Origin of the sequence: Pseudolabrys sp. Root1462, from assembly GCF_001426945.1 — a bacterium.
GTDB lineage: Bacteria > Pseudomonadota > Alphaproteobacteria > Rhizobiales > Xanthobacteraceae > Pseudolabrys.
In genome coordinates this window covers 2,243,952-2,265,118 of sequence record NZ_LMFS01000001.1, presented here as the reverse complement: position 1 = coordinate 2,265,118, position 21,167 = coordinate 2,243,952, and the positions used below count along the sequence as shown (strand labels likewise).

General features: G+C 64.6%; 26 protein-coding genes. 15 read left to right on the top strand and 11 right to left on the bottom strand.

Features of this window, described 5'->3' with window-relative positions:
- Positions 1-149: 149 nt before the first annotated feature.
- From ASD45_RS11130 to ASD45_RS11120, 3 genes are all read right to left on the bottom strand, one after another.
- Complete coding sequence (locus tag ASD45_RS11130) at positions 150-644, bottom strand: DUF302 domain-containing protein (RefSeq protein WP_056911541.1); 495 nt, start codon at positions 642-644, stop codon at positions 150-152.
- A gap of 72 nt (positions 645-716) precedes the next feature.
- Entirely contained in the window at positions 717-1,580 is an 864-nt protein-coding gene (locus tag ASD45_RS11125) for an alpha/beta hydrolase (RefSeq protein WP_056911540.1), read from the bottom strand.
- 94 nt (positions 1,581-1,674) lie between these two features.
- On the bottom strand, positions 1,675-2,448 hold the full coding sequence (locus ASD45_RS11120; RefSeq protein WP_056911539.1) for an alpha/beta hydrolase: 774 nt from the start codon (positions 2,446-2,448) through the stop codon (positions 1,675-1,677).
- 205 nt (positions 2,449-2,653) lie between these two features.
- Here ASD45_RS11120 and ASD45_RS11115 point away from each other — a divergent pair, with 205 nt between their 5' ends.
- The 3 genes from ASD45_RS11115 to ASD45_RS11105 all read left to right on the top strand — a co-directional run bounded on the left by ASD45_RS11115 (position 2,654) and on the right by ASD45_RS11105 (position 4,802).
- Positions 2,654-3,616, top strand: coding sequence for an AraC family transcriptional regulator (locus tag ASD45_RS11115; RefSeq protein ID WP_056911538.1), 963 nt, complete (start codon positions 2,654-2,656; stop codon positions 3,614-3,616).
- Positions 3,617-3,778: 162 nt separating this feature from the next.
- On the top strand, positions 3,779-4,126 hold the full coding sequence (locus tag ASD45_RS11110; RefSeq protein ID WP_056911537.1) for a hypothetical protein: 348 nt from the start codon (positions 3,779-3,781) through the stop codon (positions 4,124-4,126).
- Between the two features lie 22 nt (positions 4,127-4,148).
- Positions 4,149-4,802, top strand: a complete 654-nt coding sequence (locus tag ASD45_RS11105) for an alpha/beta hydrolase (protein ID WP_056911536.1) — start codon at positions 4,149-4,151, stop codon at positions 4,800-4,802.
- Here ASD45_RS11105 and ASD45_RS11100 read toward each other — a convergent pair whose 3' ends face one another.
- Complete coding sequence (locus ASD45_RS11100; RefSeq protein WP_244485300.1) at positions 4,803-5,648, bottom strand: MBL fold metallo-hydrolase; 846 nt, start codon at positions 5,646-5,648, stop codon at positions 4,803-4,805.
- A 34-nt stretch (positions 5,649-5,682) separates the two neighbouring features.
- The gene (locus ASD45_RS11095; RefSeq protein WP_056911535.1) at positions 5,683-6,033 is read right to left on the bottom strand and encodes a DUF1330 domain-containing protein; all 351 of its coding nucleotides are present in this window, start codon (positions 6,031-6,033) and stop codon (positions 5,683-5,685) included.
- Between the two features lie 413 nt (positions 6,034-6,446).
- Here ASD45_RS11095 and ASD45_RS11085 point away from each other — a divergent pair, with 413 nt between their 5' ends.
- Positions 6,447-6,881: a VOC family protein gene (locus tag ASD45_RS11085; protein ID WP_056911533.1), complete on the top strand. Its 435-nt coding sequence runs from the start codon at positions 6,447-6,449 to the stop codon at positions 6,879-6,881.
- Between the two features lie 40 nt (positions 6,882-6,921).
- On the opposite strand, the gene ASD45_RS11080 is transcribed toward ASD45_RS11085, so the two are convergent.
- Together ASD45_RS11080 and ASD45_RS11075 are read right to left on the bottom strand one after the other, a co-directional pair.
- Positions 6,922-7,728, bottom strand: a complete 807-nt coding sequence (locus ASD45_RS11080; RefSeq protein ID WP_056912721.1) for a phytanoyl-CoA dioxygenase family protein — start codon at positions 7,726-7,728, stop codon at positions 6,922-6,924.
- A 223-nt stretch (positions 7,729-7,951) separates the two neighbouring features.
- Positions 7,952-8,914 carry a LysR substrate-binding domain-containing protein gene (locus ASD45_RS11075; RefSeq protein ID WP_056911532.1) on the bottom strand — a complete coding sequence of 321 codons (963 nt, stop codon included), beginning with the start codon at positions 8,912-8,914 and terminating at the stop codon, positions 7,952-7,954.
- Positions 8,915-8,997: 83 nt separating this feature from the next.
- On the opposite strand from ASD45_RS11075, the gene ASD45_RS11070 reads away from it, so the two are divergent.
- Both ASD45_RS11070 and ASD45_RS11065 read left to right on the top strand, forming a co-directional pair.
- A complete protein-coding gene (locus ASD45_RS11070) occupies positions 8,998-9,504 on the top strand; it encodes a hypothetical protein (protein WP_056911531.1) in 507 nt (168 codons plus the stop codon).
- Positions 9,505-9,567: 63 nt separating this feature from the next.
- Positions 9,568-10,398: a hypothetical protein gene (locus ASD45_RS11065; protein ID WP_156380804.1), complete on the top strand. Its 831-nt coding sequence runs from the start codon at positions 9,568-9,570 to the stop codon at positions 10,396-10,398.
- A gap of 9 nt (positions 10,399-10,407) precedes the next feature.
- Here the strand turns inward: ASD45_RS11065 and yghU are convergent, their stop codons facing one another.
- On the bottom strand, positions 10,408-11,286 hold the full coding sequence (yghU, locus tag ASD45_RS11060) for a glutathione-dependent disulfide-bond oxidoreductase (protein ID WP_056911529.1): 879 nt from the start codon (positions 11,284-11,286) through the stop codon (positions 10,408-10,410).
- 277 nt (positions 11,287-11,563) lie between these two features.
- Between yghU and ASD45_RS11055 the strand changes: the two genes are divergently transcribed.
- The 8 genes from ASD45_RS11055 to ASD45_RS11020 all read left to right on the top strand — a co-directional run bounded on the left by ASD45_RS11055 (position 11,564) and on the right by ASD45_RS11020 (position 17,680).
- Positions 11,564-11,959 (top strand): hypothetical protein, encoded by a 396-nt coding sequence (locus tag ASD45_RS11055; RefSeq protein ID WP_056911528.1) that lies wholly within the window; start codon positions 11,564-11,566, stop codon positions 11,957-11,959.
- Positions 11,960-11,989: 30 nt separating this feature from the next.
- Positions 11,990-12,412, top strand: a complete 423-nt coding sequence (locus tag ASD45_RS11050; RefSeq protein WP_056911527.1) for a VOC family protein — start codon at positions 11,990-11,992, stop codon at positions 12,410-12,412.
- Between the two features lie 71 nt (positions 12,413-12,483).
- Positions 12,484-13,101: a TetR/AcrR family transcriptional regulator gene (locus ASD45_RS11045; protein ID WP_056911526.1), complete on the top strand. Its 618-nt coding sequence runs from the start codon at positions 12,484-12,486 to the stop codon at positions 13,099-13,101.
- Positions 13,102-13,149: 48 nt separating this feature from the next.
- Positions 13,150-14,352, top strand: coding sequence for an MFS transporter (locus tag ASD45_RS11040; protein ID WP_056911525.1), 1,203 nt, complete (start codon positions 13,150-13,152; stop codon positions 14,350-14,352).
- Between the two features lie 78 nt (positions 14,353-14,430).
- Positions 14,431-15,102 (top strand): DNA-3-methyladenine glycosylase I, encoded by a 672-nt coding sequence (locus ASD45_RS11035; protein ID WP_056911524.1) that lies wholly within the window; start codon positions 14,431-14,433, stop codon positions 15,100-15,102.
- A gap of 98 nt (positions 15,103-15,200) precedes the next feature.
- The gene (locus tag ASD45_RS11030) at positions 15,201-16,406 is read left to right on the top strand and encodes a prolyl oligopeptidase family serine peptidase (protein WP_056911523.1); all 1,206 of its coding nucleotides are present in this window, start codon (positions 15,201-15,203) and stop codon (positions 16,404-16,406) included.
- Between the two features lie 16 nt (positions 16,407-16,422).
- Positions 16,423-17,175: an LOG family protein gene (locus ASD45_RS11025; RefSeq protein WP_056912720.1), complete on the top strand. Its 753-nt coding sequence runs from the start codon at positions 16,423-16,425 to the stop codon at positions 17,173-17,175.
- Between the two features lie 25 nt (positions 17,176-17,200).
- Positions 17,201-17,680, top strand: coding sequence for a GNAT family N-acetyltransferase (locus ASD45_RS11020; protein WP_056911522.1), 480 nt, complete (start codon positions 17,201-17,203; stop codon positions 17,678-17,680).
- A 19-nt stretch (positions 17,681-17,699) separates the two neighbouring features.
- On the opposite strand, the gene ASD45_RS11015 is transcribed toward ASD45_RS11020, so the two are convergent.
- The gene (locus tag ASD45_RS11015; RefSeq protein WP_056911521.1) at positions 17,700-18,242 is read right to left on the bottom strand and encodes a TetR/AcrR family transcriptional regulator; all 543 of its coding nucleotides are present in this window, start codon (positions 18,240-18,242) and stop codon (positions 17,700-17,702) included.
- An 85-nt stretch (positions 18,243-18,327) separates the two neighbouring features.
- Between ASD45_RS11015 and ASD45_RS11010 the strand changes: the two genes are divergently transcribed.
- The gene (locus tag ASD45_RS11010; RefSeq protein ID WP_056911520.1) at positions 18,328-19,128 is read left to right on the top strand and encodes an SDR family oxidoreductase; all 801 of its coding nucleotides are present in this window, start codon (positions 18,328-18,330) and stop codon (positions 19,126-19,128) included.
- Positions 19,129-19,167: 39 nt separating this feature from the next.
- On the opposite strand, the gene ASD45_RS11005 is transcribed toward ASD45_RS11010, so the two are convergent.
- Positions 19,168-19,797: a glutaminyl-peptide cyclotransferase gene (locus ASD45_RS11005; protein ID WP_056911519.1), complete on the bottom strand. Its 630-nt coding sequence runs from the start codon at positions 19,795-19,797 to the stop codon at positions 19,168-19,170.
- A gap of 38 nt (positions 19,798-19,835) precedes the next feature.
- Positions 19,836-21,056 carry a hypothetical protein gene (locus ASD45_RS11000; protein WP_056911518.1) on the bottom strand — a complete coding sequence of 407 codons (1,221 nt, stop codon included), beginning with the start codon at positions 21,054-21,056 and terminating at the stop codon, positions 19,836-19,838.
- Positions 21,057-21,167 lie beyond the last annotated feature (111 nt).

The following is a 21,167-nucleotide window of genomic DNA, read 5'->3' as shown; positions in this document are numbered from 1 at the left end:
GCGCTTTGCGTCACCCGGACTACGCTTTCGCGCTTTGCCGGAGGCGGAGCAGGCCGCCGCCGATGCGCCGGCATCCTACAATGGCTGGCCTGAGGGGAAGCGAACGAGATCTGCGGCTAGCCCTAGCGCGCCTGCCCGGGAGGGTCGTGCTATCTCGTGCATTCCTGCAGCAAGGTGGTGATCTTCGCGTCGAGATTGCGGGCGACGGCGAGTGCGTCCGGACTGCCATAAGGCAGCAGATAGCTCTCCATCTTGTCGTAGGAGACGTGCACGCCATCGGTACGTTCATCGACCAGGATCGTAACCGGCGCGTAAGATCCGGCATCGGGAACGTGCTTGGCCATTTCCTTCATGATGAGTGGATTGCCCACCACAAGCCGTACGATCTTGGGCGTCTTGGATCCGCTTTCACGGCGCAAAATACCGCCCAAATCGAATTCCGCGAAGAGCATCAAACCCGTGCGGCCGAGGGCGCCCTGCACAACGCGCTCCAGATCCGGGAATGAACTGGCCGCCTCCGTAGCCTTGAAAAATTCGACGATGTCAGGTTGCCCGACCGCCGACTTGAGCGCGGCCACAACAGCGTCGAATGACTTTGAGCTTGTAAGACTGAAACGTTCCACTTCGAACTTCGCAATTGCCATATTGTCCTCCGCAACAACTCGCATGGATAAGGCGGGCACCTGCGTCGGAACGCGCCGCGATCATGTGGTCATCTATGGTGCGTCCAGGAAGGTCTGGACGTGGTTGACGAACATCTCGTGATGCTGGAACAGGGCGCCGTGTCCTGAGTCCGGATAAAGGGCGAGCTGAGCATTGCTGAGCGCCTTGAACATGGCGTAGGCGTTGTTCGCCGGCAGCATCGTGTCGTCGCTGCCGCTGACCACCAGCGTGGGCTGGCGGATGGCGCGCAGTGTGGCGTGCTCGGGATCGGGTGTGGCGCACCAAGTGATCAGCGCCTTGGCCTGCGGATCGGTCACCGCGCTGCCGTTATCGGTGTCCCGATCGTCCTTGCGCGCCTTTGCCCGCTTCAGGAACGCCAGGCCCGCCGACTGGCTGGCGGACGACTTCGTGAAGAACAGCGGCAGGCGAGGGTCCGGCGCATCGGTTTGGGAAAACGCCTCCTGGAGAACCGCCAGCAAGTGTTCCTCTCCACCTTTTGGCGCGGTGCCGACGAGGATGAGCTTGCGGACCAGCGGCCCGTGCTCGGCGGCGATCTGCTGGGCGATGAAGCCGCCGAGAGAAAAGCCCAGCAGGTCGACCTCGGTGAGGCCGAGCAGGTTGATGAAGTTGACGGCGTCTCGCGCCATCGCCTCGACATTGTCGGGCGTCTGACCCGTTGAGCGGCCGACTCCGGCGTTGTCGAAGACGATCACGGGACGATGGGCGGCGAGGGCGTTGACGACGGCGGGATCCCACGCATCGATGTTGCCGGAGAAGTGCTGCAGGAGAACCAGCGGCGTTCCGGCCGACGGGCCGAGGCGGCGATAGGCGAAGCGGATTCCGCGGCCTTCGACGTAACGCGTTGGCGCGGTTTCAAGCGTGGCGACTGCCTGGCTCGTGACGGCGAGTTCGGTCATGACATCCTCTGGATGCTGGGCATGAAATAATCGGGCGAAACGGTTGTGGCGCAGACGGGCGGCTCCCGACACAAGAGTGCCGGGAGCGGTCTTGTTATTCCGCGAGCGCGGCCTTCTCGATCACCGCGGCGACTTCCTTGGCGTGAACGACGAGCGAAGCATGGCTGCCGGCGACTTCCGTCGTCTGGGCCTTCATCTCGGTGGCGAAGAACTTCTGCGCCTGGGGTGCGATCACCTTGTCCTTGGTGGTGATCACGTAGAACGTCGGCTTGTCGCGCCAGGCTGCGGTATCAACCGGCGCCTCGAACGCCACGTGATTCAAGGGAAGCTGATGGTTCGCCAGGTGTTCGGCGATCTGCGGGGGAAGGTCAGCGGCGACCGCCGAAGGAAACACCTTGGGGTCGATATAGAGATTTCCTTTGGCGTCAGGATGAATCGCCGCGGCACCTTCGGTTGCCGGACCGCTCTTGGCCAGCGCCGCAAGAGATTGTCCTACGTCAGGCGCGAAAGCGGATACGTAGACCAGCGCCGAGACTTTCGGATCGTTGCCGGCTTGCGTGATGACCACGCCGCCCCAGGAGTGGCCGACGAGGACCGTCTTGCCATTCTGCTTCGCCAGCGCTTGTTTGGTGGCATCGACGTCCGCGGCAAGCGAGGTGAGCGGATTTTCGACGAGGGTGACGTTGTAGCCTTTCTTTGTAAGAATGTCGGCAACGGGCTTCCAACTCGTCTGGTCAACGAAAGCGCCATGCACCAGCACAATATTGTGAGCCGCCCCCTTGGGCAGATTAGCCGCTTGCGCGGGCGTGGCGGCAAAGGCCGCTCCCGCCATGATGGCGGCGGCGGTGGAGAGGAGAAGAGTTCGCATCAAATGCTCCTGTTGAGATGACGGGCCGCGCGCCGGCGATGGACAAACGTCTCGGCGAAATCGCATTTTTCCATCGGCGGATTTGTTAAATAGATGACCGCACGACGCGTCGGCTCGGCACGACGTAGTATGGGGAGTTTTCCGTCGGTAGAGCCCAATCGTCCGAGTATTGTGTCCAACCGTCCGCCGGATTAGCATTGTTGTTATGGACATCCTGGCCGAAGTGCTCGATCGCGTTCGCCTCGGTGGGACTCTGCTCTTCCACTTCGAACTTGGCCGTCCATGGAGTCTGGCGCTGCCCCAGCGGCCGCACGCGCTGTTTCATTATCTCAGTCAGGGCTCGGCGACACTCGCGCTCGAAGACGGACGAGAAGTCCACATGTCTGCGGGCGATTTTGTTGTCGTCTCACGCGGCCAGCCCCATGAGTTTTTTTCGGATCGAGGGACCAAACCGTTCTCGGTCATGGATCTGGATCGATCGTCCGCCCATCTTGGCGCCGTTCGTCACGGCGGCAGCGCGGAACCATTCGCGACGATGATCTGCGGCAAGTTCACGGTGGCGCGGCCCTCGCGCGGCAGCGTGCTGGAATTACTGCCGCCCGTCCTGTTCCTGAAGCCGGCGGAGGACGGCGAATGGCTCGAAGCGATTCTGCGGCGCATGGTGAGCGAGTCCGCGCGTCAGCGTCCCGGTCAGGGCGTCGCGTTATCGCGGCTGACCGAAGTGCTCTTCGTCGAGGTGTTGCGAAGCTGGGTCAAGTCGCTCGGTCCCGGAGAAGGCGGGTGGCTTGGCGCGATGGCGGATCCGCACATCGGACCCGCGCTTCAGTTGATTCATGAACGGCCGGATCGGCCCTGGACGCTCGATGATCTCGGGCAACGCGTGGGCCTCGGTCGCTCGACGTTCTCGGATCGCTTCACCAGGCTCGTCGGCCAGTCCATGTATCGCTATCTGATCGGCCGCCGGATGGCGGAGGCCGCGTTCCTGCTCGAATCGAGCGACGAGGGGATCGCGCGGATCGCCACCCGTGTCGGCTACGAGACCGTGGCTGCGTTTTCGAAAGTGTTCCTTCGGCATCACGGTCTGTCGCCCGGCCGCTACCGAGCGGTTCGCCGCGGTGATGGCGGCCAAAGGCGTGGGGACGTTCTCGAAACCGAACTCGTCGATTGATACCGACTAAGCCGGCGCTCGTGCGGCAAGCGAATGGCGGGTAAGCCCCAACCAAGTGCCGGTTGCGTTTCACTTCACCCGGGCTGCAGGCATCGCGCCGGAGATGATTGAGCCAGAGCAATTGCCTGCTTATGCTCGCACTCTCTCATCGGAGCCTCCAGCATGCCTCGCTTTCTCGCGATCTACACCATGAAGCCCGAAAACCTCGCGCGGTTTCGCGCCATGCCGAAGGCCGAGCAGGAGGCCATTGACGCCGCCGGTCTTCCGCAATGGGTGGCGTGGGAAGAGGCGAACGCGGCGTCATTTCGCGACAGGGGTATGGTCGGCAAGACCAAGCGCGTCAGCAAGGACGGCATCGGCGACGCGCAGAACGATATCTGCGGTTACATCGTCGTCGAAGCCGAGAGCATCGACGCCGCGGCCAGACTGTTCGAGCAGCATCCGCACTTCACGATCTTTCCCGGCGACGCCGTCGATATCATGCCGTTCGTGACCGAACCTCAGAATTAGGACGAAGCCGGGAACGAACATCATGGTCACTTTCATTCTGATCCCCGGCGGTTGGCAGGGCGGCTGGATCTATCAGCAGGTCGCGGAATTTCTGACCGCGCGCGGCCACAAGGCGGTGCCGGTGACGCTGGCCGGGCTCGGCGATAAGCCGGCGCCGGACGCCAATCTCGACAGCCACATCGCCGAGGTTGTCGAGACGGTGAGGGCGCAGGGCGAGGAGGTCGTGCTCGTCGGCCAATCCTATGGCGGCATGATCGTCAGCGGCGCGGCCGATGCGGTGCCGGCGCCGATCCGCGCTCTGGTCTATGTCGATGCCTATGTGCCGCAGACCGGCGACTCGGTGTGGTCTCTGACGACGCCGCAGTTTCGCGATCTCTTCGTCGCCGGGTGCAAGGCCGACGGCCGCAATTGCGTGCCGCCGGCGACCATGGACCCACGCTGTCGGCCGCAGCCGATGGCGACCTTTCTGCAGGCCACCACTCTCAGCGGCCGCTGGCGCGAGGTGCCGCGCAAGACTTATATCGGCGCCTTCGGCTGGCAGGGCAGTCCGTTCCGCGACCTGCATGCGCGCTTGAGCGGCGACCCCGAATGGTCAACGCTGGCGTTCGATTGCGGGCACAATGTCGCGCGGTTGCAGCCCGAGGCCCTGGCCGAGGTGTTGCTGACCCAGGTGTGATTAACCGGCGGGTATGGCGGCCTTTGCCGCGGCCCAGAGCGAGCCTGGGTTCACGCGATCAGGATAGAGCGCCAGCATCTTGTTGTAGAGATCGAGGTGGCTCGCGCTGTTCGGCAGCGCGGCGTTGAAATCCTGGATATACCGGCGCGTGGCGTCGATGTGACGCGGCGAGCCGTCCTGGTCGGTGACCGCATGGCCGCAGACGACCGCCTTGGGCTGCAGCGTCTCGATGATGTCGAGCGCGTGTAGCCACTCCGACCGCGCCGCCGCATCGCATTCCGCCAGATAAAGATGCGTTTCGTTGTAGACGGCGTCGCCGGCGATCACCAGACCGATCGAAGGAATGTGCAAGGCCGTCGTGTCCGAGGTATCGGTGTGGCCGAGGGGAACGATGCGCAGGTCCTGGCCCTCGAGCTGGAAGATGTCGCTGTCGGCGGGACGTGGCGCGGCGAACTTTTTCGGCAGCTGGCCGGGGAAGCGGGGCTCCCAGAACGACTTGACGAAGTCGGGCTCGATTTGCCGCGCGATCGCCTCGGCGACCGGTCTTGCCGCGATCGTTTTTGCCGCCGGAAATCGTTCGAGCAGCAGCGCCAGGCCGAAATAGTGATCGCCATGCGCGTGCGTCACATAGATCGTCTTGAGGTTCTTACCGCTTTGCGCGACCCAGTCGACCAGTTCCTGTGACTGTTGCAACGGCAGGAACGTATCGACCAACACCGCATCATTCTCGCCAATAATCAGGGTGACGGTGTTGTTGACCCAGGCGAGGTCCTCCTTGCCGGGCGGCACGCCTTGCGTCGAACTGCCGCGTTTCTTGGTCAGCAACCGCCAATTCAGTGGGGTCACGTCAATTTCCTTCGATGGAAGTTGGCCGGCGCGCTCAGACGCCCGCGAGCGCCTTGCGGATGTCGCCGGCAAATCCCTTGATCGTGAACCCGGCGGGCAGGGCGTCGATCAGCACGAGGTCGGAGATGGCATTGCGCATGCGCAGCGGCGCGATGGCCTGATAGTCGGCTGAGTGATACCAGGCATCCGCGGCATGGCGGTCCGGAAACTCCATCAGAACGACCGAGCCCGGCCAGGCGCCTTCGATCACGTCGACCGGTCCCTGCGCCAGCCATTTGCCGCCATACGGCGCGACCGTCGCCTCGACCTGCTCGAGATAGGTCAAGCCTTCATCGTTCGGGACATCGGCCGGGATGCGCAGGTGGTTGATGAGATAAGTCGGCATGGAATAGGGACCACTGGTTTTCGTCGCGCCGTCGAAGGGCCGCGCTAGTCTCCCAGTTACATCGCCGGCGAACGAACTGTTTTCCCATTCGCATGACGGTTTGCGCGAATGCATTGGCGCCGCGGATGCTACGGCCGCGGCCGGAAGGGAACAGGCCGCCGTCCGCCGCGTCGGTTCCAATGTCTATGCATATGCGCGCATCTTCGCGCGTCGTTGCGATTCGCGCCTGAAGGCGGCGGAGTCGTCCTGTGACGCGGCGCCGGCCGGTGCCATCAAGCGGCATGGTTGCCAGGATCTGCTGGCGCGTCTTCCTGCGGTCGCGGCATCGAAGCCTGCGGCAAATCGCTGACTTCGCGCCGCCGTCGCGGCGCGGCAAGACACGGGAAGTCCCTGTCCGCATCAGCGAGGCTCTCATGGAAGTCATGGAAATTCACCGCGGCCGCCTGATCGACCACATCCAACTGGTGGTCGATGATCTTGCCGCCGCGCGGCGCTTCTACGAAGCGATATTCAAAGTGCTGGAGATCCCGCTGGCCGGCAGCGGCGACGATTATTTCTGGGCCGACGAATTGTTCATCTCGACCCCCTGCAGCCAGGCGGCGCTCGGCAAGACGACCGGGCGGCATCACCTCGCGTTTCAGGCGAAGGATCGCGCCACGGTCGATGCCTTCCACAAGGCCGCGATTGCCGCCGGCGGCAAGGACAATGGAGCGCCGGGCACGCGCAAGTACCACGCCAATTATTACGCCGCTTTCGTGATCGATCCGGCGGGCAATAATATCGAAGCGGTCTATCACGGGCCGGCCAAGCGATCGGCGCCGAGCGTGAAGTTCGAGTTCGAGATGTAGGCGGCGGGCGCGCGGCCCGCATCTTCGCGCTCGCGCACACCTACAACTGGCCATCGATCGCATCGCGGATCGCGCGTTCGACCGGCGAGAGGTCGCGATCGCCGCGCGTCAGGCTGAACGGTTCCTTCGGCAACAACGGTGGCTGCGCCAGGAAGCGGGGGCGGCTGCCGCGATGCGGCTGCGCCGCGTGTACCAGGAACGGATGACACAGATAGACTGTGCCGGCTGCACCGACGGCCAGTGTCTCGGGCCGCGCTGCGGATCCGGCAAAGCCGTCAGCGGCCAGTTCACGCAAGGTCAGGCCGGCGTCGCCGGCCGGCGCCAGTTGCCGTGCGATGTCGAGGTGCGAACCGCGGCGGATGCGCGTCGGTGCATCCGTCTCGTCAATGTCCGAGAACAGGAACAACATGAGCAGGGCCCGATCGCGTGAGACGACATTGACGCGCCATTCCATGAAATCGGGCTGGTCCCAGCCGAAGCTGGCATCGACATGCCAGCCGGTGTCGCCGGGGTCGCAGGCCGACGGAAAGCGGATCGGGAAGGTGCCCATGCTGCGGCAGGGCAACCAGCGGCCGCCGCCGATAAGCTGATCGAACGCATCGTGCAGCACGCGCGTGTTGGCGCTGTCGAGAAACGGTGTCTGGTCGTACATGCCGAGCCGGATCACCGGATGGGTCCAGGTCGCTGGATCATCCGGATCGCAGCCGCTGTCGCGCCACAGGATCGCCCGCGCATCGGCTGCCGCGGCGCGCGGAAAGGCGTTGTCGATGCGGACGAAGCCCTCGCGAATGAATTGAGTAATCTGGGCGTCGCTGAGCGCGCGCCCTGAGTGAGGAGCGTGAGGCATGATGATAGCTTTCGTTTTCGGGCCGGCCTTCATCGGTGCCGGAAACGGCACGGCCGGCGATGTCTTTCAGGCGAACGACGTCGTGCGCTCGAGAGGAGCGCGCCGGAGTCAGCCTTGAAAGAAAGCCGCTGCGATTTTGAAAGCGATCATCTTCATGATGGCGCCAGATAACTCTGCGCCGCGCAGGTTGCAAGCGATCGCAGGGCGACAAGACGACGCGCGCTCATCGTTGTGACTTTCGTGCCGCAGGCCGCGGTGGCGCCTTGGCCGGCTTGCGCTCGCTTCTGTAGCGCACGTGCTCGATGAAGGCGCGCAGCTTGGGCAGCACCTGGCGCTTGCCGGGGTGATAAAGGAACAGCCCGGGCGCGGTGACGGCATAAGGCGACAGCGCAGCGCGCAGTCTGCCGTCGGCCAGGGCGCCGCGCACGAGCGGCGCCGGCAACTGCGCCAGGCCGACGCCCCGCAACGCCGCGCCGAGCAGCGTCAGATAATCGTGGCCGATGAAAGGGCCGGAGACGATGGTCTCGATTGCCTTGTTACCGTCGACGAAAGGCCACGGCGCCAGCGATCCGTCCGAACGGCGCAGACGCAAACAGGCGTGGCCGCGCAGATCGCCGATGTTTTGTGGCGCCGGCCGGCGTTTGAAATAGTCCGGCGTTGCCACCACCATGAGCGGGAAGGGGAGCGTCAGCCGCACCGCGACCATGTCGGCGGCGATGAACTGGCCGAGGCGGATGCCGGCGTCGAAGCCCTCGGTGGCCAGATCGCTGAATTCCTCGCGCGTCGCGATCTCGAGTTCGACATCCGGATAGGCCTCGCAGAACGACGCGATCAGCGGTTCGAGCAGCACCGGCACGACGGCGCGCGGCACCGAGATGCGCAGCAGCCCGGACGGCCGCTGGCCGAGATCCCGCGCGACGTCGCGCGCCGCCAGCAATTCCTCATAGGCCGGCTTGGCGCGCGCGAGGAAGCGCTCGCCCGCTTCGGTCAGCCCGACGCTGCGCGTCGTGCGCATGAACAGCGCGGCGCCGATGCGCGTCTCCAGCGCGCGGATGGTCTGGCTGACCGCCGACGGCGTGACGCCGAGCGCAGCGGCGGCCTTGCGGAAATTGCGCTGGCCGGCGACGGCGAGAAAGGCCTCGACGCCGTCGAGCGCGCCCTGGCGGATTGTGAAGTTCTGCTTCATGGATCGCGCAGATTATCGCGGATAGTGCCGCCGGGGAAGGTGCCGTACATCGCCCGCGTCGCCGCCTGAACGGGAGGACGCGCATGCCGGCCGCCATCATCTTCCAGATCCAGCTCGCCCTCGGCTATTTGCCGTGGCTCCTGCTGTTCGTCACCTATCTCTGGCCGCGGCTGCGGGCGATGGATCCGGTCGCGGCGCACCGGCTCATCGCGACGCTGCACAGCTTCCGCTTTTTCGGTCTGGTCTTTCTGGTCCCCGGCGTGGTCGGGCCAGGCCTGCCGCCGGGCTTTGCCGCGTCCGCCGCCTACGGCGATCTCGCGGCCGGACTGCTGGCGATGCTGGCGCTGTTCAGTGTCCGCGTTCGGCCGCTGTTCATGATGTTCGTCGTCGCCTTCAACGTCGTCGGTGCGGCTGACCTCATCCTCAATTATGTCCACGGTGTCCGGCTCGACCTGCCGGGCGCGGCCGGCGCCCTCGGCGCGGCGTACTGGATACCGATCCTGTATGTGCCGATCCTGATGATCACGCACGTCGCCGCGTTGCGGCTGCTGCTGCTCCGCCGGATTTCGCCGGAAGCGCAAACCGCTTGAGACCGTTACCGGTATCCGATTCAGGCTGATGCAGATCAATGCTGGTGGCGACGGCTAGCCCTCATGATGGCGGCTCCGCGAGGAGACGGAGCACGATCAAAGGTGGCCAGCATGACGCATCGGACGGGGCAGGCGCCAAGCGCCATTCGACGATTGAGCCCGGTCATCATCGCGCTCGGCGCGTTCGCTTGGAGCGCTGGAGCAGCGCTCGCCGATCGCGATAGTCCGGCGTTTCATCGCGGCGCCTGCCAGGGCGCCTATCCCGGTTGGCTGCGCGGCGTGGTCGATGGTTACAACGGTTCGGCGACCAGTCCTGTCGAGAACAAAACTCTCATCCTGTTGTCGATCCCAACCCCGGAGGTGCTCAGGCCGGGCGACGAACGTCTGGGGTGGGGAGACGGTCTCGAGGTTGGGCACAAGTTGGGCGTCGCTTACGGCGTCGAACTGGGAAAGGCCGCCCGGACACCGAAATCGAGCACCGAGACGATGGATCAATCGGCGACCGCGTTGGGAAATTACATACAGTTTCATTGCGGAGCCCTGATTGCGCCGTTGGATTGGGACACAACGGTGATGGACGATCGGGGCACCACCACCATCGCCAGCCTCAATGAGGCACAACTCACCATGTCGCTGGCGGCGTCCGCCAACCAGATCGCCATCAGCACGGAAGATCTCGCGCGTTGCGCGCGCGAGGCCGAGGCCAAAGGCGATTGGCCCGCGGCGTTCAAGTGCCGCGCCGAGGCGAAGGCCTCCGCGCGGATAGTGGTAAGCTTTGCCGATATGGCGAGAAGCCACGAAGCCGCCGGCCGCGCCGAGGCCGCGGTTGCCGTCCGTGACGCTCAGGACGCCGCCGAGAAAGCCAGAAAAGCCGCCGACGACACCGGCGGCTAGTGCCTGGGCCTAGGTCGCCTTCGCCAGCTTGTCCTGCGTCCTGGACTCGAAGTCGCCACCGTCATGACGCTCGTGCAACTGGCTCTTCGGATCGCCGGACACGCGATTGACGATGCGGCCGCGCTTCACCGCCGGCCGCGCCAGCAATTGATCGGCCCAGCGGTTGACGTGCTTGTACTCGTGCGCGCTCAGGAAGGTGGCGGAGTCGCCGTAGAGCCAGCCCTTCACCAGGCCGCCGTACCAAGGCAGAATGGCGATGTCGGCGATGGTGTAGTCGGGGCCGGCGATGTACTCGCTCTCGGCTAGGCGCTTGTCGAGCACGTCGAGCTGGCGCTTCACTTCCATCGCAAAGCGGTCGATCGGATATTCCATCTTGGTCGGCGCATAAGCGTAGAAGTGGCCGAAGCCGCCGCCGAGATAGGGCGCCGAGCCCATCTGCCAGAACAGCCAGGAGAAGCATTCCGCGCGCGCCGCCGGGTCCTTCGGCAGCAAGGCGCCGAATTTTTCGGCGAGATAAGTGAGGATGGCGCCGGACTCGAAAACACGGATAGGCTTTGGACCGCTGCGGTCCAACAGCGCCGGGATCTTGGAGTTCGGGTTGACCGCGACAAAGCCGGAGCCGAACTGCTCGCCGTCGCCGATCTTGATCAGCCAGGCGTCGTATTCCGCGCTCTTGTGTCCGAGGGCAAGAAGCTCCTCGAGCATGATCGTGACCTTCTGGCCGTTCGGCGTCGCGAGAGAATAAAGTTGCAGCGGATGCTTGCCCACCGGCAATTCCTTTTCATGAGTGGGCCCAGAGACAGGACGATTGATGCTGGCGAATTGGCCGCCCGAGGGCTTATTCCAAGTCCAAACCTTTGGCGGCGTGTAATCGGTCGTCGCAGTCATTCCCATTTCTCCTGTCGTCGATGGATTCGCGCCTATGCGGTCGTGCGGGATGAACGATCAGGCGCCGGTCGCGGTCTGTCACAGATAAGCCGGCGTCACGCGCACGCAAGCCGGGGTGGCTTGCCTTGTCGGCCAAGGCCCGGCCTCTCGCGAGAGGAATTGGGCGGCTTCATATCAGGGCCGCCGCCGGCCCACGGCGCAGGGCAGGGATGTCTTCTCGTGTTGCGCCGCGCGAGACCGCAAATCACAGGCCGCGCCGGGGAAACCGATTCGTCGCATGTCGGTTAAAATTACGGGATGTGGGCTCGACGGGGTCGGTCTCTGCGCCGGTGTCGAGGAAGCCACCGTCATGGCTGATAGAAGCCTGGCCAAGCATTGGTACTATCGTGACGAAATACTCACGCCGTATGTATCTATCATCGACGACGCCAGGCGACACGGGAATCAGTTCGTCAATGCCGACGTCGCCGACATCGAAGCGGTTGCCGAGCGCGCCAGCCGACGATACGACCCGCGATTTCGGATGCTTCAGGCCACGGCAGCCACGTCTTCAACTCCCGCCCTTATTTGTACTCGCGCTCCGCACGCTGGCCTTGCGGCGGCGGGCTTGTTCATGCCGGCGACCATTGAAGCATTGATAGTACCGAACAGCGGCTCGAGCCGATCCGATTGAGCGCGTAGATCACTGCGAAGAGGTTTCAGGATGCAGCAGCAGATTGCCGTGGTGACATTGGGAATTGCCGATCTCGGCCGGTCGCGACGCTTCTATACCGAAGGGTTTGGCTGGGTGCCGGTGTTTGAAAATGCCGAAGTCATTTTTTATCAGATGAACGGCTTCGTGCTCAGCACGTGGCAGGCGGCGGCGCTGGAGAGCGATATGATGCGGAGCGGCTGGTCGCGGCCGGGTGCTTTTGCGCTGGCGCACAATGTCCGCCACAAGGACGACGTGCAGCCGACGATCGACAGGCTCGCCGCGGCGGGCGGGCATATCCTGCGCCCGGCGGACGCGCCGGCGCATGGCGGCTTTCGCGGCTATGTCGCCGATCCCGACGCCCATGCCTGGGAAATCGCCTGGAATCCCGCCTGGCCGATCGACGAGAACGGCCATGTCCGGTTCGGTGTCTGAGAGGATCGATTCGTCTATGCGCGTGCGGGGGAGGGCTTGAATAGGAAACGAATGTTTCCTATAATAGGGCGATGACGAAGACGCTCGCTTCACCCGTTCAGCGCGGCCCCGGCCGGCCGCGCGCTTTTGATATGGACGTTGCGCTCGATGGCGCGGTTCGGATCTTTTCCGAGCGCGGCTTCAACGCCACCTCGATCGGTGAACTGGCCGAGGCGATGGGTTTGGCCGAAGGCAGCATCTACAAGGCTTTCAAGGACAAGAAGGCCGTTTTCCTCGCCGCGTTCGATCGCTATCGCGAGGTCAGGGAAGACAGGCTGAGAAAGTCGCTGGCGGAAACCGGGACCGCCAGGGACCGCTTGCGTCAGGTGCTCAGATTCTACGCCGAGTCGTCGCTTGGCGAGGAAGGCCGGCGCGGCTGCCTCGTCGTTAGCAGCGCCAGCGAAGTGGCGACCGTTGACGCCGATGTCGCCGAGCGCGTGGCTCAGGCATTCAAGGGCAACGAGATGCGTCTCGTCGGTTTGATCCGCGAAGGTCAGGATGACGGCTCGATCTCCGCACAGGTCGATGCTGCCGCCGTCGGTCACGCAATGTTCTGCCTGCTGCAAGGCTTGCGGCTGGTTCGCAAGGTGCGGCCGAGCAGGACCGGGGTCGAGACCGTCATCGCCACCGCGCTGAAGATGATCGACTAAAAAAATTTCACTAAAAAGGAAACAATCGTTTCCCTATAAGGACGTGCCATGACGACGACTGCCGATTGCTTTCCTGCCGACAAACCCGCCATCTCGGCAATGCTGACATTGCTGCTGGCGACCGCCTGCGGCGCGATCGCCGCCAATGTCTATTACGCGCAGCCGCTGGTCGAGCCGATCAGCCAGACGCTCGGCATGACGCCGAAGGCTGCCGGCTTGATCGTGACGGTGACGCAGGTCGGCTACGGGCTCGGACTGTTGCTGGTGGTGCCGTTGGCCGACCGGGTCGAGAACCGCCTGCTGATACTGGCCTCGATGGGCCTGGCCATCGTCAGTCTGTTAGCCGCCGCCGTGGCGCCGTCCGCGATGCTATTCCTGACGGCTGCATTCTTTGTCGGTGTCGGCTCGATCGCCGTGCAAATCCTCGTGCCTTATGCGTCGCATCTGGCGCCGCCGGAGATGCGCGGGCAGGTGGTCGGCAATGTCATGAGCGGACTGACGCTGGGCATCATGCTGGCGCGGCCCATCGCATCCTTTGTCACCGAGTTACTGTCGTGGCACGCGGTGTTTGTGCTGTCGGCCGGTGTGATGATCGTTCTGGCCCTGGTCCTGGCGCGGGCGTTGCCGCCGCGCCGTCCGCAGACTCGGCCGGGTTATGGCGAACTGTTGCGCTCGATGCTGGGACTCATGGTGACGGAGCCGTTGTTGCGCCGGCGCGCGCTGTATCAAGCCGCCATGTTCGCTGTCTTCAGCCTGTTCTGGACCACGGCGCCGCTGCTGTTGCTGGGGCCGGCTTTCCACCTGACGCACAACGGGGTGGCGCTCTTTGCATTGGCCGGCGTTGCCGGAGCGGTTGCGGCGCCGATTGCGGGGAGGGTCGCCGATCGCGGCTGGAGCCGAGCAGGCACCGTTCTCGCGATGCTGACGACATCGGGTGCAGTGCTGGTCACACTCCTGGCCCAGCACGGCTCAACCTCGGCGCGCGCCATCCTGGTGGCGGCGGCCATTCTGATCGATGCCGCCGTGATGGCCAATCTGGTCTTTGGCCAGCGCGCCATCTTTTTGCTCAGCCCGGACCTGCGCTCGCGCATCAATGGCCTGTACATGGCGACGTTCTTCATGGGCGGCGCCGTTGGTTCGGCGATTGGCGTCTGGGCTTACGCCGGCGCGGGCTGGCCGGGCGTGGTCTGGATCGGCGCCGCGTTGCCGTTGCTGGCTCTGGCTTATTTCATGACCGGGCGGCGCCACTAGCCGGGCAGGCCCGCGCCGGCGGTGCCGTTGTCCTCGGTTGTTCGGGCAACGGCATTTCGGCATACTGCGCGGACCATCATGCCGAACGTCAAATTCGCCACGATCCTGGCCAAAGCGGAAAAGCATCACGGCGTCGATGGCGTCAAAGCCAAGCTCGCCGAGCTGCGGCGCGCGCATGCAAGCCTCAAGCAGGGCGATGACCGCTTTCTCGCCGGCATGGCCAAGGCGATCTTCTCGTCGGGCTTTTCGTGGGACGTGGTCGAGCAGAAGTGGCCGGGCTTCGAGACGGCCTTCGACCAATTCGATCCGGACAAGGTCGCGTCCTATGGCGCCAGGGATATCGCGCGGCTGATGAAGGACACCGGCATCGTGCGCAATGGACCGAAAATCAAGGCGACGATCGCCAATGCCCGCTTCGTCCGCGACATCGCCGCCGAGCACGGCTCGTTCGCAGCGTTTCTCAAGAGCTGGCCGGCGTCGGATCAGATCGGCCTCATGGAGTACCTGAAGAAATATGGCTCCAGGCTCGGCGGTGCCACCGCGATGTACTTCCTGCGCTTCAACGGCTGGGATGCCTTCATCCTCTCGGCCGACGTGACCAAGGCCCTGATCCGCGACGGCGTCATCGACAGGCCGGCGACCTCGAAGGCGGCATTGCACGCGGTGCAGGAAGCGTTCAACAGTTGGGCGCAGGAAACCAAGCGGCCGCAGCGCGAGTTGAGCCGGATCCTGGCGCTCAGCGTCGGTTGAGGTATCGGCGCGGTACGCCGGTATTTTGTCGTAGTTCAGCGAAATTTAAGCTGTGCGCGTGCAGCTTGAGGCCACACTTTATTCTTCGGAGAACGCGAATGATCGCCCGGGCGCTGGCTGCCTTCGTTTTGTTGAGTGCCGTTGCGCCTCATGCCGCGGCGCAGGGCGCAGGCGCCGTGCAGGTGGCCTCCGGCGTGCAGTACGAGCTCATCGGCCGCTGGGACGCCGACAAGCTCAACACGGTACTGACCGGCGATACGCCGAAATTCTTCGGTGTCGATGTCAAGTACAGCGCGGCGAAGAACGCCGTGAAGCTTTATCGCGTGACGTACAATTCGGTCATGCCGGAGCGCGGCAACAAGCCGATCGTGGCGACCGGCTTGATCGCCGTGCCGGATATCGCCGGCACATCGTTTCCGATGGTGTCGTATCAGCACGGCACCGTGTACGAAAAGACGCAAGTGCCGTCGTTCCCCGATCAGTCGCCGGAGACGCAGCTGATGCTCGGGCAATTCGCCGGGCAGGGCTACATCGTCATTGGCGCCGACTATTTCGGCATGGGTTCGTCGAAGGAGCCGGAAGGCTACATGGTCAAGGCCAGCCATCAGCAGGCGACTTACGACATGCTGATGGCGAGCCGGGCGGTGCTGGCGGATCTGAAGCTCACGAGCAGCAAGCTGTTCATCGCCGGCTGGTCGCAGGGCGGTTTCGTCACCATGGCCTTCCTCGAGAAACTGGAAAGCGCGGGCGTCAAGGTCGATGCCGCGGCGACTGCCAGCGCGCCGGTCGATATCTTCGTCGCGCTCAACGGCTTCCTCAGCTTCCCGCGCAAGAACGATGCTGACTGGGTGAACTCGCTGTTCATCCTGTCGTCCTTCGCCTTTGAGAATTATTACGGCGTGCCCGGGCTGGCGCGCTCGCTGATCGCCGAGCCGTATTACGAGGCCGCGCGCAAGGCCTATGAGCGCGAGCCGTTCAACGCGGCCGACGTGCCGACCGACCTGCACAAGCTCATCAAGAAGGACTATTTCGATGCGCAGTATTTTGCGCAGTCGGCTTATGGCAAGTTGGTCGCGCAGACGACCGCCTATCGCTGGATCATCAAGTCGCCCGTGCGCAATTATTACGGTGAGGCTGACGAGGCCATCAGCGTGGGGCTGGGCCGGCTGGCGATGACCTATCAGCAGGCGATCGGCAACGGCAATCCGGATGTCGAGGCGGTTTCGACCGGACCGACCAGTCATCGCGGCACCTATGCCACGGCCGTCCCACACTGGAAGACATGGTTCGACGGGATCAAATGACGTGACCGATAACGCGATGCCGGAGAAGGAATCGGATGGCGAGGCGCTCTGTGCCGAATTCAAGCCGGGCAACGGCCTGCGCGGTGAACGGCTGCGCCACGAATTCGAAACTGCCGAGGCCGGGCTTGCCAAATGGCACATCCGTTCGACCGTCGTCGTCTTCGGTTCGGCGCGCGTGCGCGAAAACGGACCGGGTCGACAGGCGTTCTGGTACGAACAGGCGCGCGCTTTCGGCCGCATTGCCTCGGAGCAGGGCGGCGCGCTGAGGCCGGCCGGACTGATGCGCGACAATGTCATTGCCACCGGCGGCGGCCCGGGACTGATGGAAGCCGCCAATCGCGGCGCTTATGACGCCGGCGCGCCGACGGTCGGCTTCAATATCGAATTGCCGCATGAGCAGCGGCCCAATCCCTACACCACGCCGGAACTGACCTTCCGCTTCCATTACTTCTCGGTGCGCAAGATGCATCTTGCGATGCGCGCCAACGCTCTCGTGGTGTTCCCCGGCGGTTTCGGCACGTTCGACGAGCTGTTCGAGATACTGAACCTGCGTATCACCGGAAAATCGCCGCCGGTGGCGACGATCATGGTGGACCGGCAGTTCTGGAAATCGGCCGTCAACCTCGAGGCTCTTGTCGAGGCCGGCACCATCGCCCCGTCGGATCTCCGCGTCTTTGACTATGCCGACGACGCCGGCGAGGTGTGGACCAAGCTTGCGGCCATGGACCTCGGCGCGCATCGCACGTTCTCGCAGGCGGCGGCGAAATAGCGAGCACAGGCTTGCGCGGGGGATCATGAGCGTCCGAGCGGCCGATGGCAGCGAAATCGATGCGCTGGCCCGCCTCTGGCATGACGGCTGGCAGGATGCCCATGCCGCCATCGTGCCCGAAGCACTGACGCGGGCGCGTACGCTGAGCAGTTTCGCCGGGCGCCTCCGCGACGCGCAGGCCGACCTGCGGGTGATCGGACCGGTTGGCTCGCCTCTCGGCTTCCATCTGCTGAAGGCCGACGAGCTCTATCAGTTCTACGTCGCGGCCGCAGCGCGCGGGCAGGGCGTTGCGCAAGAGCTGATCGCTGATGCGGAGACGTGTCTTGCCGCGCAGGGGCATGCGATAGCTTGGCTCGCCTGCGCGATCGGCAATGGACGCGCCGCGCGTTTCTACGAGAAATGCGGTTGGCGCCGCAGCGGCAACTTCGTCAGCCGCCTCGAGACTGCCGATGGCCCGTTCGATCTCGAGGTGTGGCGTTACGAGAAGCGCCTCGGCGCGGCATAGTTTTCGGCCTGAACCCCGCTCACAGCGGCAGGGCGGCGCGTGCTTCGCGCAAGATCTCCTGTGACAGGTCCTCGTCGTCAGCAATGCGGGCGAGTACCAGGGCGCCGACCATCGAGGTCCAGGCGGCAATGGCGTTGCGCCGCTTGTCCTCGGCCGTCTTGCCCTTGGCTTCAGCAGTGAAGCGGTCAAGCGTGGTGCGCAGCGATTGGGTCATGGCATGACGCAATTCATCGGAGCCGCGCGAGGCTTCGGTGCCGAGGCTCGAGAACATGCAGGAGGCTTCGCGGTTATCGCGATGCCGCGTGCCGAGATAGGCGTCGGCAAAGTCAGCGACCGTGCGGCGCGGTTTGGCCGGTTCGGGCGCCAGCGCCGCCGACACGGCCTCGGCGATCAGCGCCTCTTTCGACGGGAAGTAGCCATAGAACGCGCCGTGCGTCAGGCCGGCCTCCTTCATGACGTCGGAAACACTGACATCGTCGAAGCCACGCGCGCGGAACAGCTCGCCGGCCGCTTCGAGGATGGCCTTGCGGTGCTCCGCTACTTTTTCCTTGCTGACTTTCATGTGATCGCCTCCATCGGTCTTGACTTATACAGTACGATTATCATAAAAACAATCATGACAATGATCATGAATAGGAGATAGTGTCATGGCTCAAGCTGTTCAACCCAAATCGACCGTCCTCATCACCGGCGCCTCGTCGGGCATTGGCGCCACCTACGCCGACCGCTTCGCCAAACGCGGTCACAACCTGGTGCTGGTGGCGCGTGATGCCGCACGGCTGAACGCGCTGGCGACGCGCCTGCGCACCGCGACGGGCGTAAAGGTCGATGTGTTGCCGACCGATCTCTCCGTTACGGCGGATCTGGCCAAGGTCGAAAAGCGTCTGCGCGACGATGCCGCGATCGGCATCCTCGTGAACAATGCAGGTATGGCCGCACCTGGCGGCTTTGCCGACGGCGATCCGGACATCATGGAAGCGCTGATCAAGGTCAACGTTACCGCGGTGACGCGGCTCGCGGCCGCGGCGGTGAAGCGTTTCCTGGCGCAAGGGAAGGGCGACATTATCAACATCGCTTCGGTGCTTGGCCTCGCACCGGAGATCGGGCTCGGCGCCTACAGCGCCAGCAAGTCGTTCGTCCTGACTTTGTCGCAGAGCCTGAACGCCGAACTCGGCAGCCGCGGCCTCTATGTGCAGGCGGTGCTGCCGGCGGCGACGCGCACCGAAATCTGGGAACGCTCCGGCCGCGACGTCAACAAGCTTGCGGGCGTAATGGATGTCGGCGAACTGGTCGACGCAGCGCTCGCCGGCTTCGACCGGCGCGAGACCGTGACGATTCCGCCGCTGCCTGATGCCGCGCAGTGGGAGGCGTTCAACGCGGCGCGCCAGGCGATGCTGCCGAACTTCGCCAATGAGCGCGCTGCGCCGCGCTACCGCGCAGCCAGCTGAACCAAAGGCCGCGCCGCTCAAACGGCGCGGCCTGTCTGCCTATCGCGGGCGCGTCACGACGCGCACCTTGGCGCTGCCGCCGCCGCCGCAGAAAAACGCGTCGCGGCCGTTCGACTCCAGACCGGAGACGACGAGACCGTCCGGCATGTTGACCTGTTCGAGGACTTCGCCGGATTTAGGATCGACGCGGCGCAGGTCGCTCTTATCGTCTTCCCAGGTCGCGTGCCACAGCTCGTCGCCGAGCCAGGTGACGCCGGTGACGAAGCGGTTCGATTCGATCGTGCGCAGGACTGCGCCGGTGTTCGGATCGACCTGATGGATCTTGCGGTTGCGATGCTGACCGACCCAGAGCGAACCTTCCGCCCAAGCCATGCCGGCAGCACCGCCGTCCGGCGTCGGAATGCTGGCGATGACCTTGCCGCTGTCGGGATCGACCTTCTGAATGCGATCGCCGGAGATCTGGAATAGATACTGGCCGTCGAAGGCGGTGCCGGCATGCGCGGGGACATTGAGCTTGCGCACCGTGGCGCCGGTGTCGGGATCGACCGCGTTGAGCGTGTCGCCGACCGCGACCCAGATATGGCTGCCGTCATAGCTGACGCCGTTGACGCGTTCGACGTCCGGAAACGGACCATATTCGTGGGCGATATTGGCTGCCGAGCGTTTCATGAGACTGTTCCTTGTTTGCTTTGCCTGATGGTCGCAGGCTAGCCAGCGGGCAACGCGGCCGTGAGTAACAAGCTTGTCGGGAAACCCGGCAAGGGCGGGGCCATCCAGCGTCGCGCACGACCGTGACCGATTGGCTGCACTTTGCTGGCGGCCAGCAAGTCGTCGAGCGCGCGCTGCACTGTCCGTTGGTTGACGCCGAGCGCGAGCGCCAAAGCCGAACTCGACCAGGCTTCGCCGTCGCCGAGCAGCGCGAGTACGGTGGCATGCGCTTCGTCGCTCGGCGGCGCCAGAACGGCGACGTCGCGGCCGCGGCGCGGTTTCAGGGCAAAGCCATTTGAAGTCGCCTCGATCTCGGCAATGTCTGCCAGCACCTTGCGCAAGCGGCCGATTTCGACGCGCAGCCTTGCGCGATGCGAGTCGTCGGCGTGACGGGCGCGAAATGCCCGCGTCAGCAACGCTTCACGCGAGGCGTCGCCGGGAAAGGCTTCGGCCAGAGTGCGCGCGAGCGCGAACAGCACCGGCCGCGTCTCCAGCGAGATCGTATCGCCGGCCATGGAGATCGCGTGGCGACAGGCGTCGATCACGAGCGCCTTGGAGGCGAGGAGGGCCTCGACATCTGCAAGGAGTAGTGACTTTTCCGTGCCGCGCGCGATGAGCCGCGCCGCCGGCGTGGTGAGCATCTCAGCCGCTTTCTCAACCTCGGCCACCAGCGAGGCGATGCCGGCCTGTTGCGCGGCGCGCGCCGCCTCGGCCAAAGCCTCGCGGGCGCGCTCGGTGCGCAAGCGGCGCAGAGCAATGCCGCCGATCGCCAGTTCGTGCGCCGCGCGCAGCGCCGGCGGCAATGGCGCCGGATCGAAACCCGCCAGCAGTTTCTCGGCCTCGTCGATGCAGCCGATGAGGATGAAGCGCCGGATAGCGAGATGACGCGCATGCGCGGCATTGACGCGATCGCCATGGCGCTCGAGTGTTGTTCGCGAGGCCTCGAGCGCTTTCGCCGAGCCGTCGAGGTCGCGAGACACCAGCGCGATCTCGGCCTCGGCGACGATGCAGCGTGCTCGGGCGAGCGCCTCCTTGGGGCCGAAGCCGCGCGCCGCGCGCCTCAGCAGCAGCTTGGCGCGGTCGAGATCCCCGAGTTGGGCCATCGCGATGCCCCGCAGCGCCAGCGCTGGCGGATCGTCGCGCAGGGCAATGAGGTTGAGGGCGCCAAGCGGATCACCGTGAGCGAGGCCGCGGGCCGCCGCGGTGATCACCGAATCCATGGAACTCTGTCCCTCTGAAATCCCGACACACTTGTCACTCCCGCCGCAGGCAGGCGCGGCCATAAGTTTGTCTCACGACAGGCAACGGCCGACGCCGAAGTCGACCGCAGA

Coding starts and splice junctions, on each gene's coding strand:
- ASD45_RS11130 (WP_056911541.1), bottom strand. CDS start 644: ATGGCAATTGCGAAGTTCGAAGTGGAACGTTTCAGTCTTACAAGCTCA.
- ASD45_RS11125 (WP_056911540.1), bottom strand. CDS start 1,580: ATGACCGAACTCGCCGTCACGAGCCAGGCAGTCGCCACGCTTGAAACC.
- ASD45_RS11120 (WP_056911539.1), bottom strand. CDS start 2,448: ATGCGAACTCTTCTCCTCTCCACCGCCGCCGCCATCATGGCGGGAGCG.
- ASD45_RS11115 (WP_056911538.1), top strand. CDS start 2,654: ATGGACATCCTGGCCGAAGTGCTCGATCGCGTTCGCCTCGGTGGGACT.
- ASD45_RS11110 (WP_056911537.1), top strand. CDS start 3,779: ATGCCTCGCTTTCTCGCGATCTACACCATGAAGCCCGAAAACCTCGCG.
- ASD45_RS11105 (WP_056911536.1), top strand. CDS start 4,149: ATGGTCACTTTCATTCTGATCCCCGGCGGTTGGCAGGGCGGCTGGATC.
- ASD45_RS11095 (WP_056911535.1), bottom strand. CDS start 6,033: ATGCCGACTTATCTCATCAACCACCTGCGCATCCCGGCCGATGTCCCG.
- ASD45_RS11085 (WP_056911533.1), top strand. CDS start 6,447: ATGGAAGTCATGGAAATTCACCGCGGCCGCCTGATCGACCACATCCAA.
- ASD45_RS11080 (WP_056912721.1), bottom strand. CDS start 7,728: ATGCCTCACGCTCCTCACTCAGGGCGCGCGCTCAGCGACGCCCAGATT.
- ASD45_RS11075 (WP_056911532.1), bottom strand. CDS start 8,914: ATGAAGCAGAACTTCACAATCCGCCAGGGCGCGCTCGACGGCGTCGAG.
- ASD45_RS11070 (WP_056911531.1), top strand. CDS start 8,998: ATGCCGGCCGCCATCATCTTCCAGATCCAGCTCGCCCTCGGCTATTTG.
- ASD45_RS11065 (WP_156380804.1), top strand. CDS start 9,568: ATGATGGCGGCTCCGCGAGGAGACGGAGCACGATCAAAGGTGGCCAGC.
- yghU (WP_056911529.1), bottom strand. CDS start 11,286: ATGACTGCGACGACCGATTACACGCCGCCAAAGGTTTGGACTTGGAAT.
- ASD45_RS11055 (WP_056911528.1), top strand. CDS start 11,564: ATGTCGGTTAAAATTACGGGATGTGGGCTCGACGGGGTCGGTCTCTGC.
- ASD45_RS11050 (WP_056911527.1), top strand. CDS start 11,990: ATGCAGCAGCAGATTGCCGTGGTGACATTGGGAATTGCCGATCTCGGC.
- ASD45_RS11045 (WP_056911526.1), top strand. CDS start 12,484: ATGACGAAGACGCTCGCTTCACCCGTTCAGCGCGGCCCCGGCCGGCCG.
- ASD45_RS11040 (WP_056911525.1), top strand. CDS start 13,150: ATGACGACGACTGCCGATTGCTTTCCTGCCGACAAACCCGCCATCTCG.
- ASD45_RS11035 (WP_056911524.1), top strand. CDS start 14,431: ATGCCGAACGTCAAATTCGCCACGATCCTGGCCAAAGCGGAAAAGCAT.
- ASD45_RS11030 (WP_056911523.1), top strand. CDS start 15,201: ATGATCGCCCGGGCGCTGGCTGCCTTCGTTTTGTTGAGTGCCGTTGCG.
- ASD45_RS11025 (WP_056912720.1), top strand. CDS start 16,423: ATGCCGGAGAAGGAATCGGATGGCGAGGCGCTCTGTGCCGAATTCAAG.
- ASD45_RS11020 (WP_056911522.1), top strand. CDS start 17,201: ATGAGCGTCCGAGCGGCCGATGGCAGCGAAATCGATGCGCTGGCCCGC.
- ASD45_RS11015 (WP_056911521.1), bottom strand. CDS start 18,242: ATGAAAGTCAGCAAGGAAAAAGTAGCGGAGCACCGCAAGGCCATCCTC.
- ASD45_RS11010 (WP_056911520.1), top strand. CDS start 18,328: ATGGCTCAAGCTGTTCAACCCAAATCGACCGTCCTCATCACCGGCGCC.
- ASD45_RS11005 (WP_056911519.1), bottom strand. CDS start 19,797: ATGAAACGCTCGGCAGCCAATATCGCCCACGAATATGGTCCGTTTCCG.
- ASD45_RS11000 (WP_056911518.1), bottom strand. CDS start 21,056: ATGGATTCGGTGATCACCGCGGCGGCCCGCGGCCTCGCTCACGGTGAT.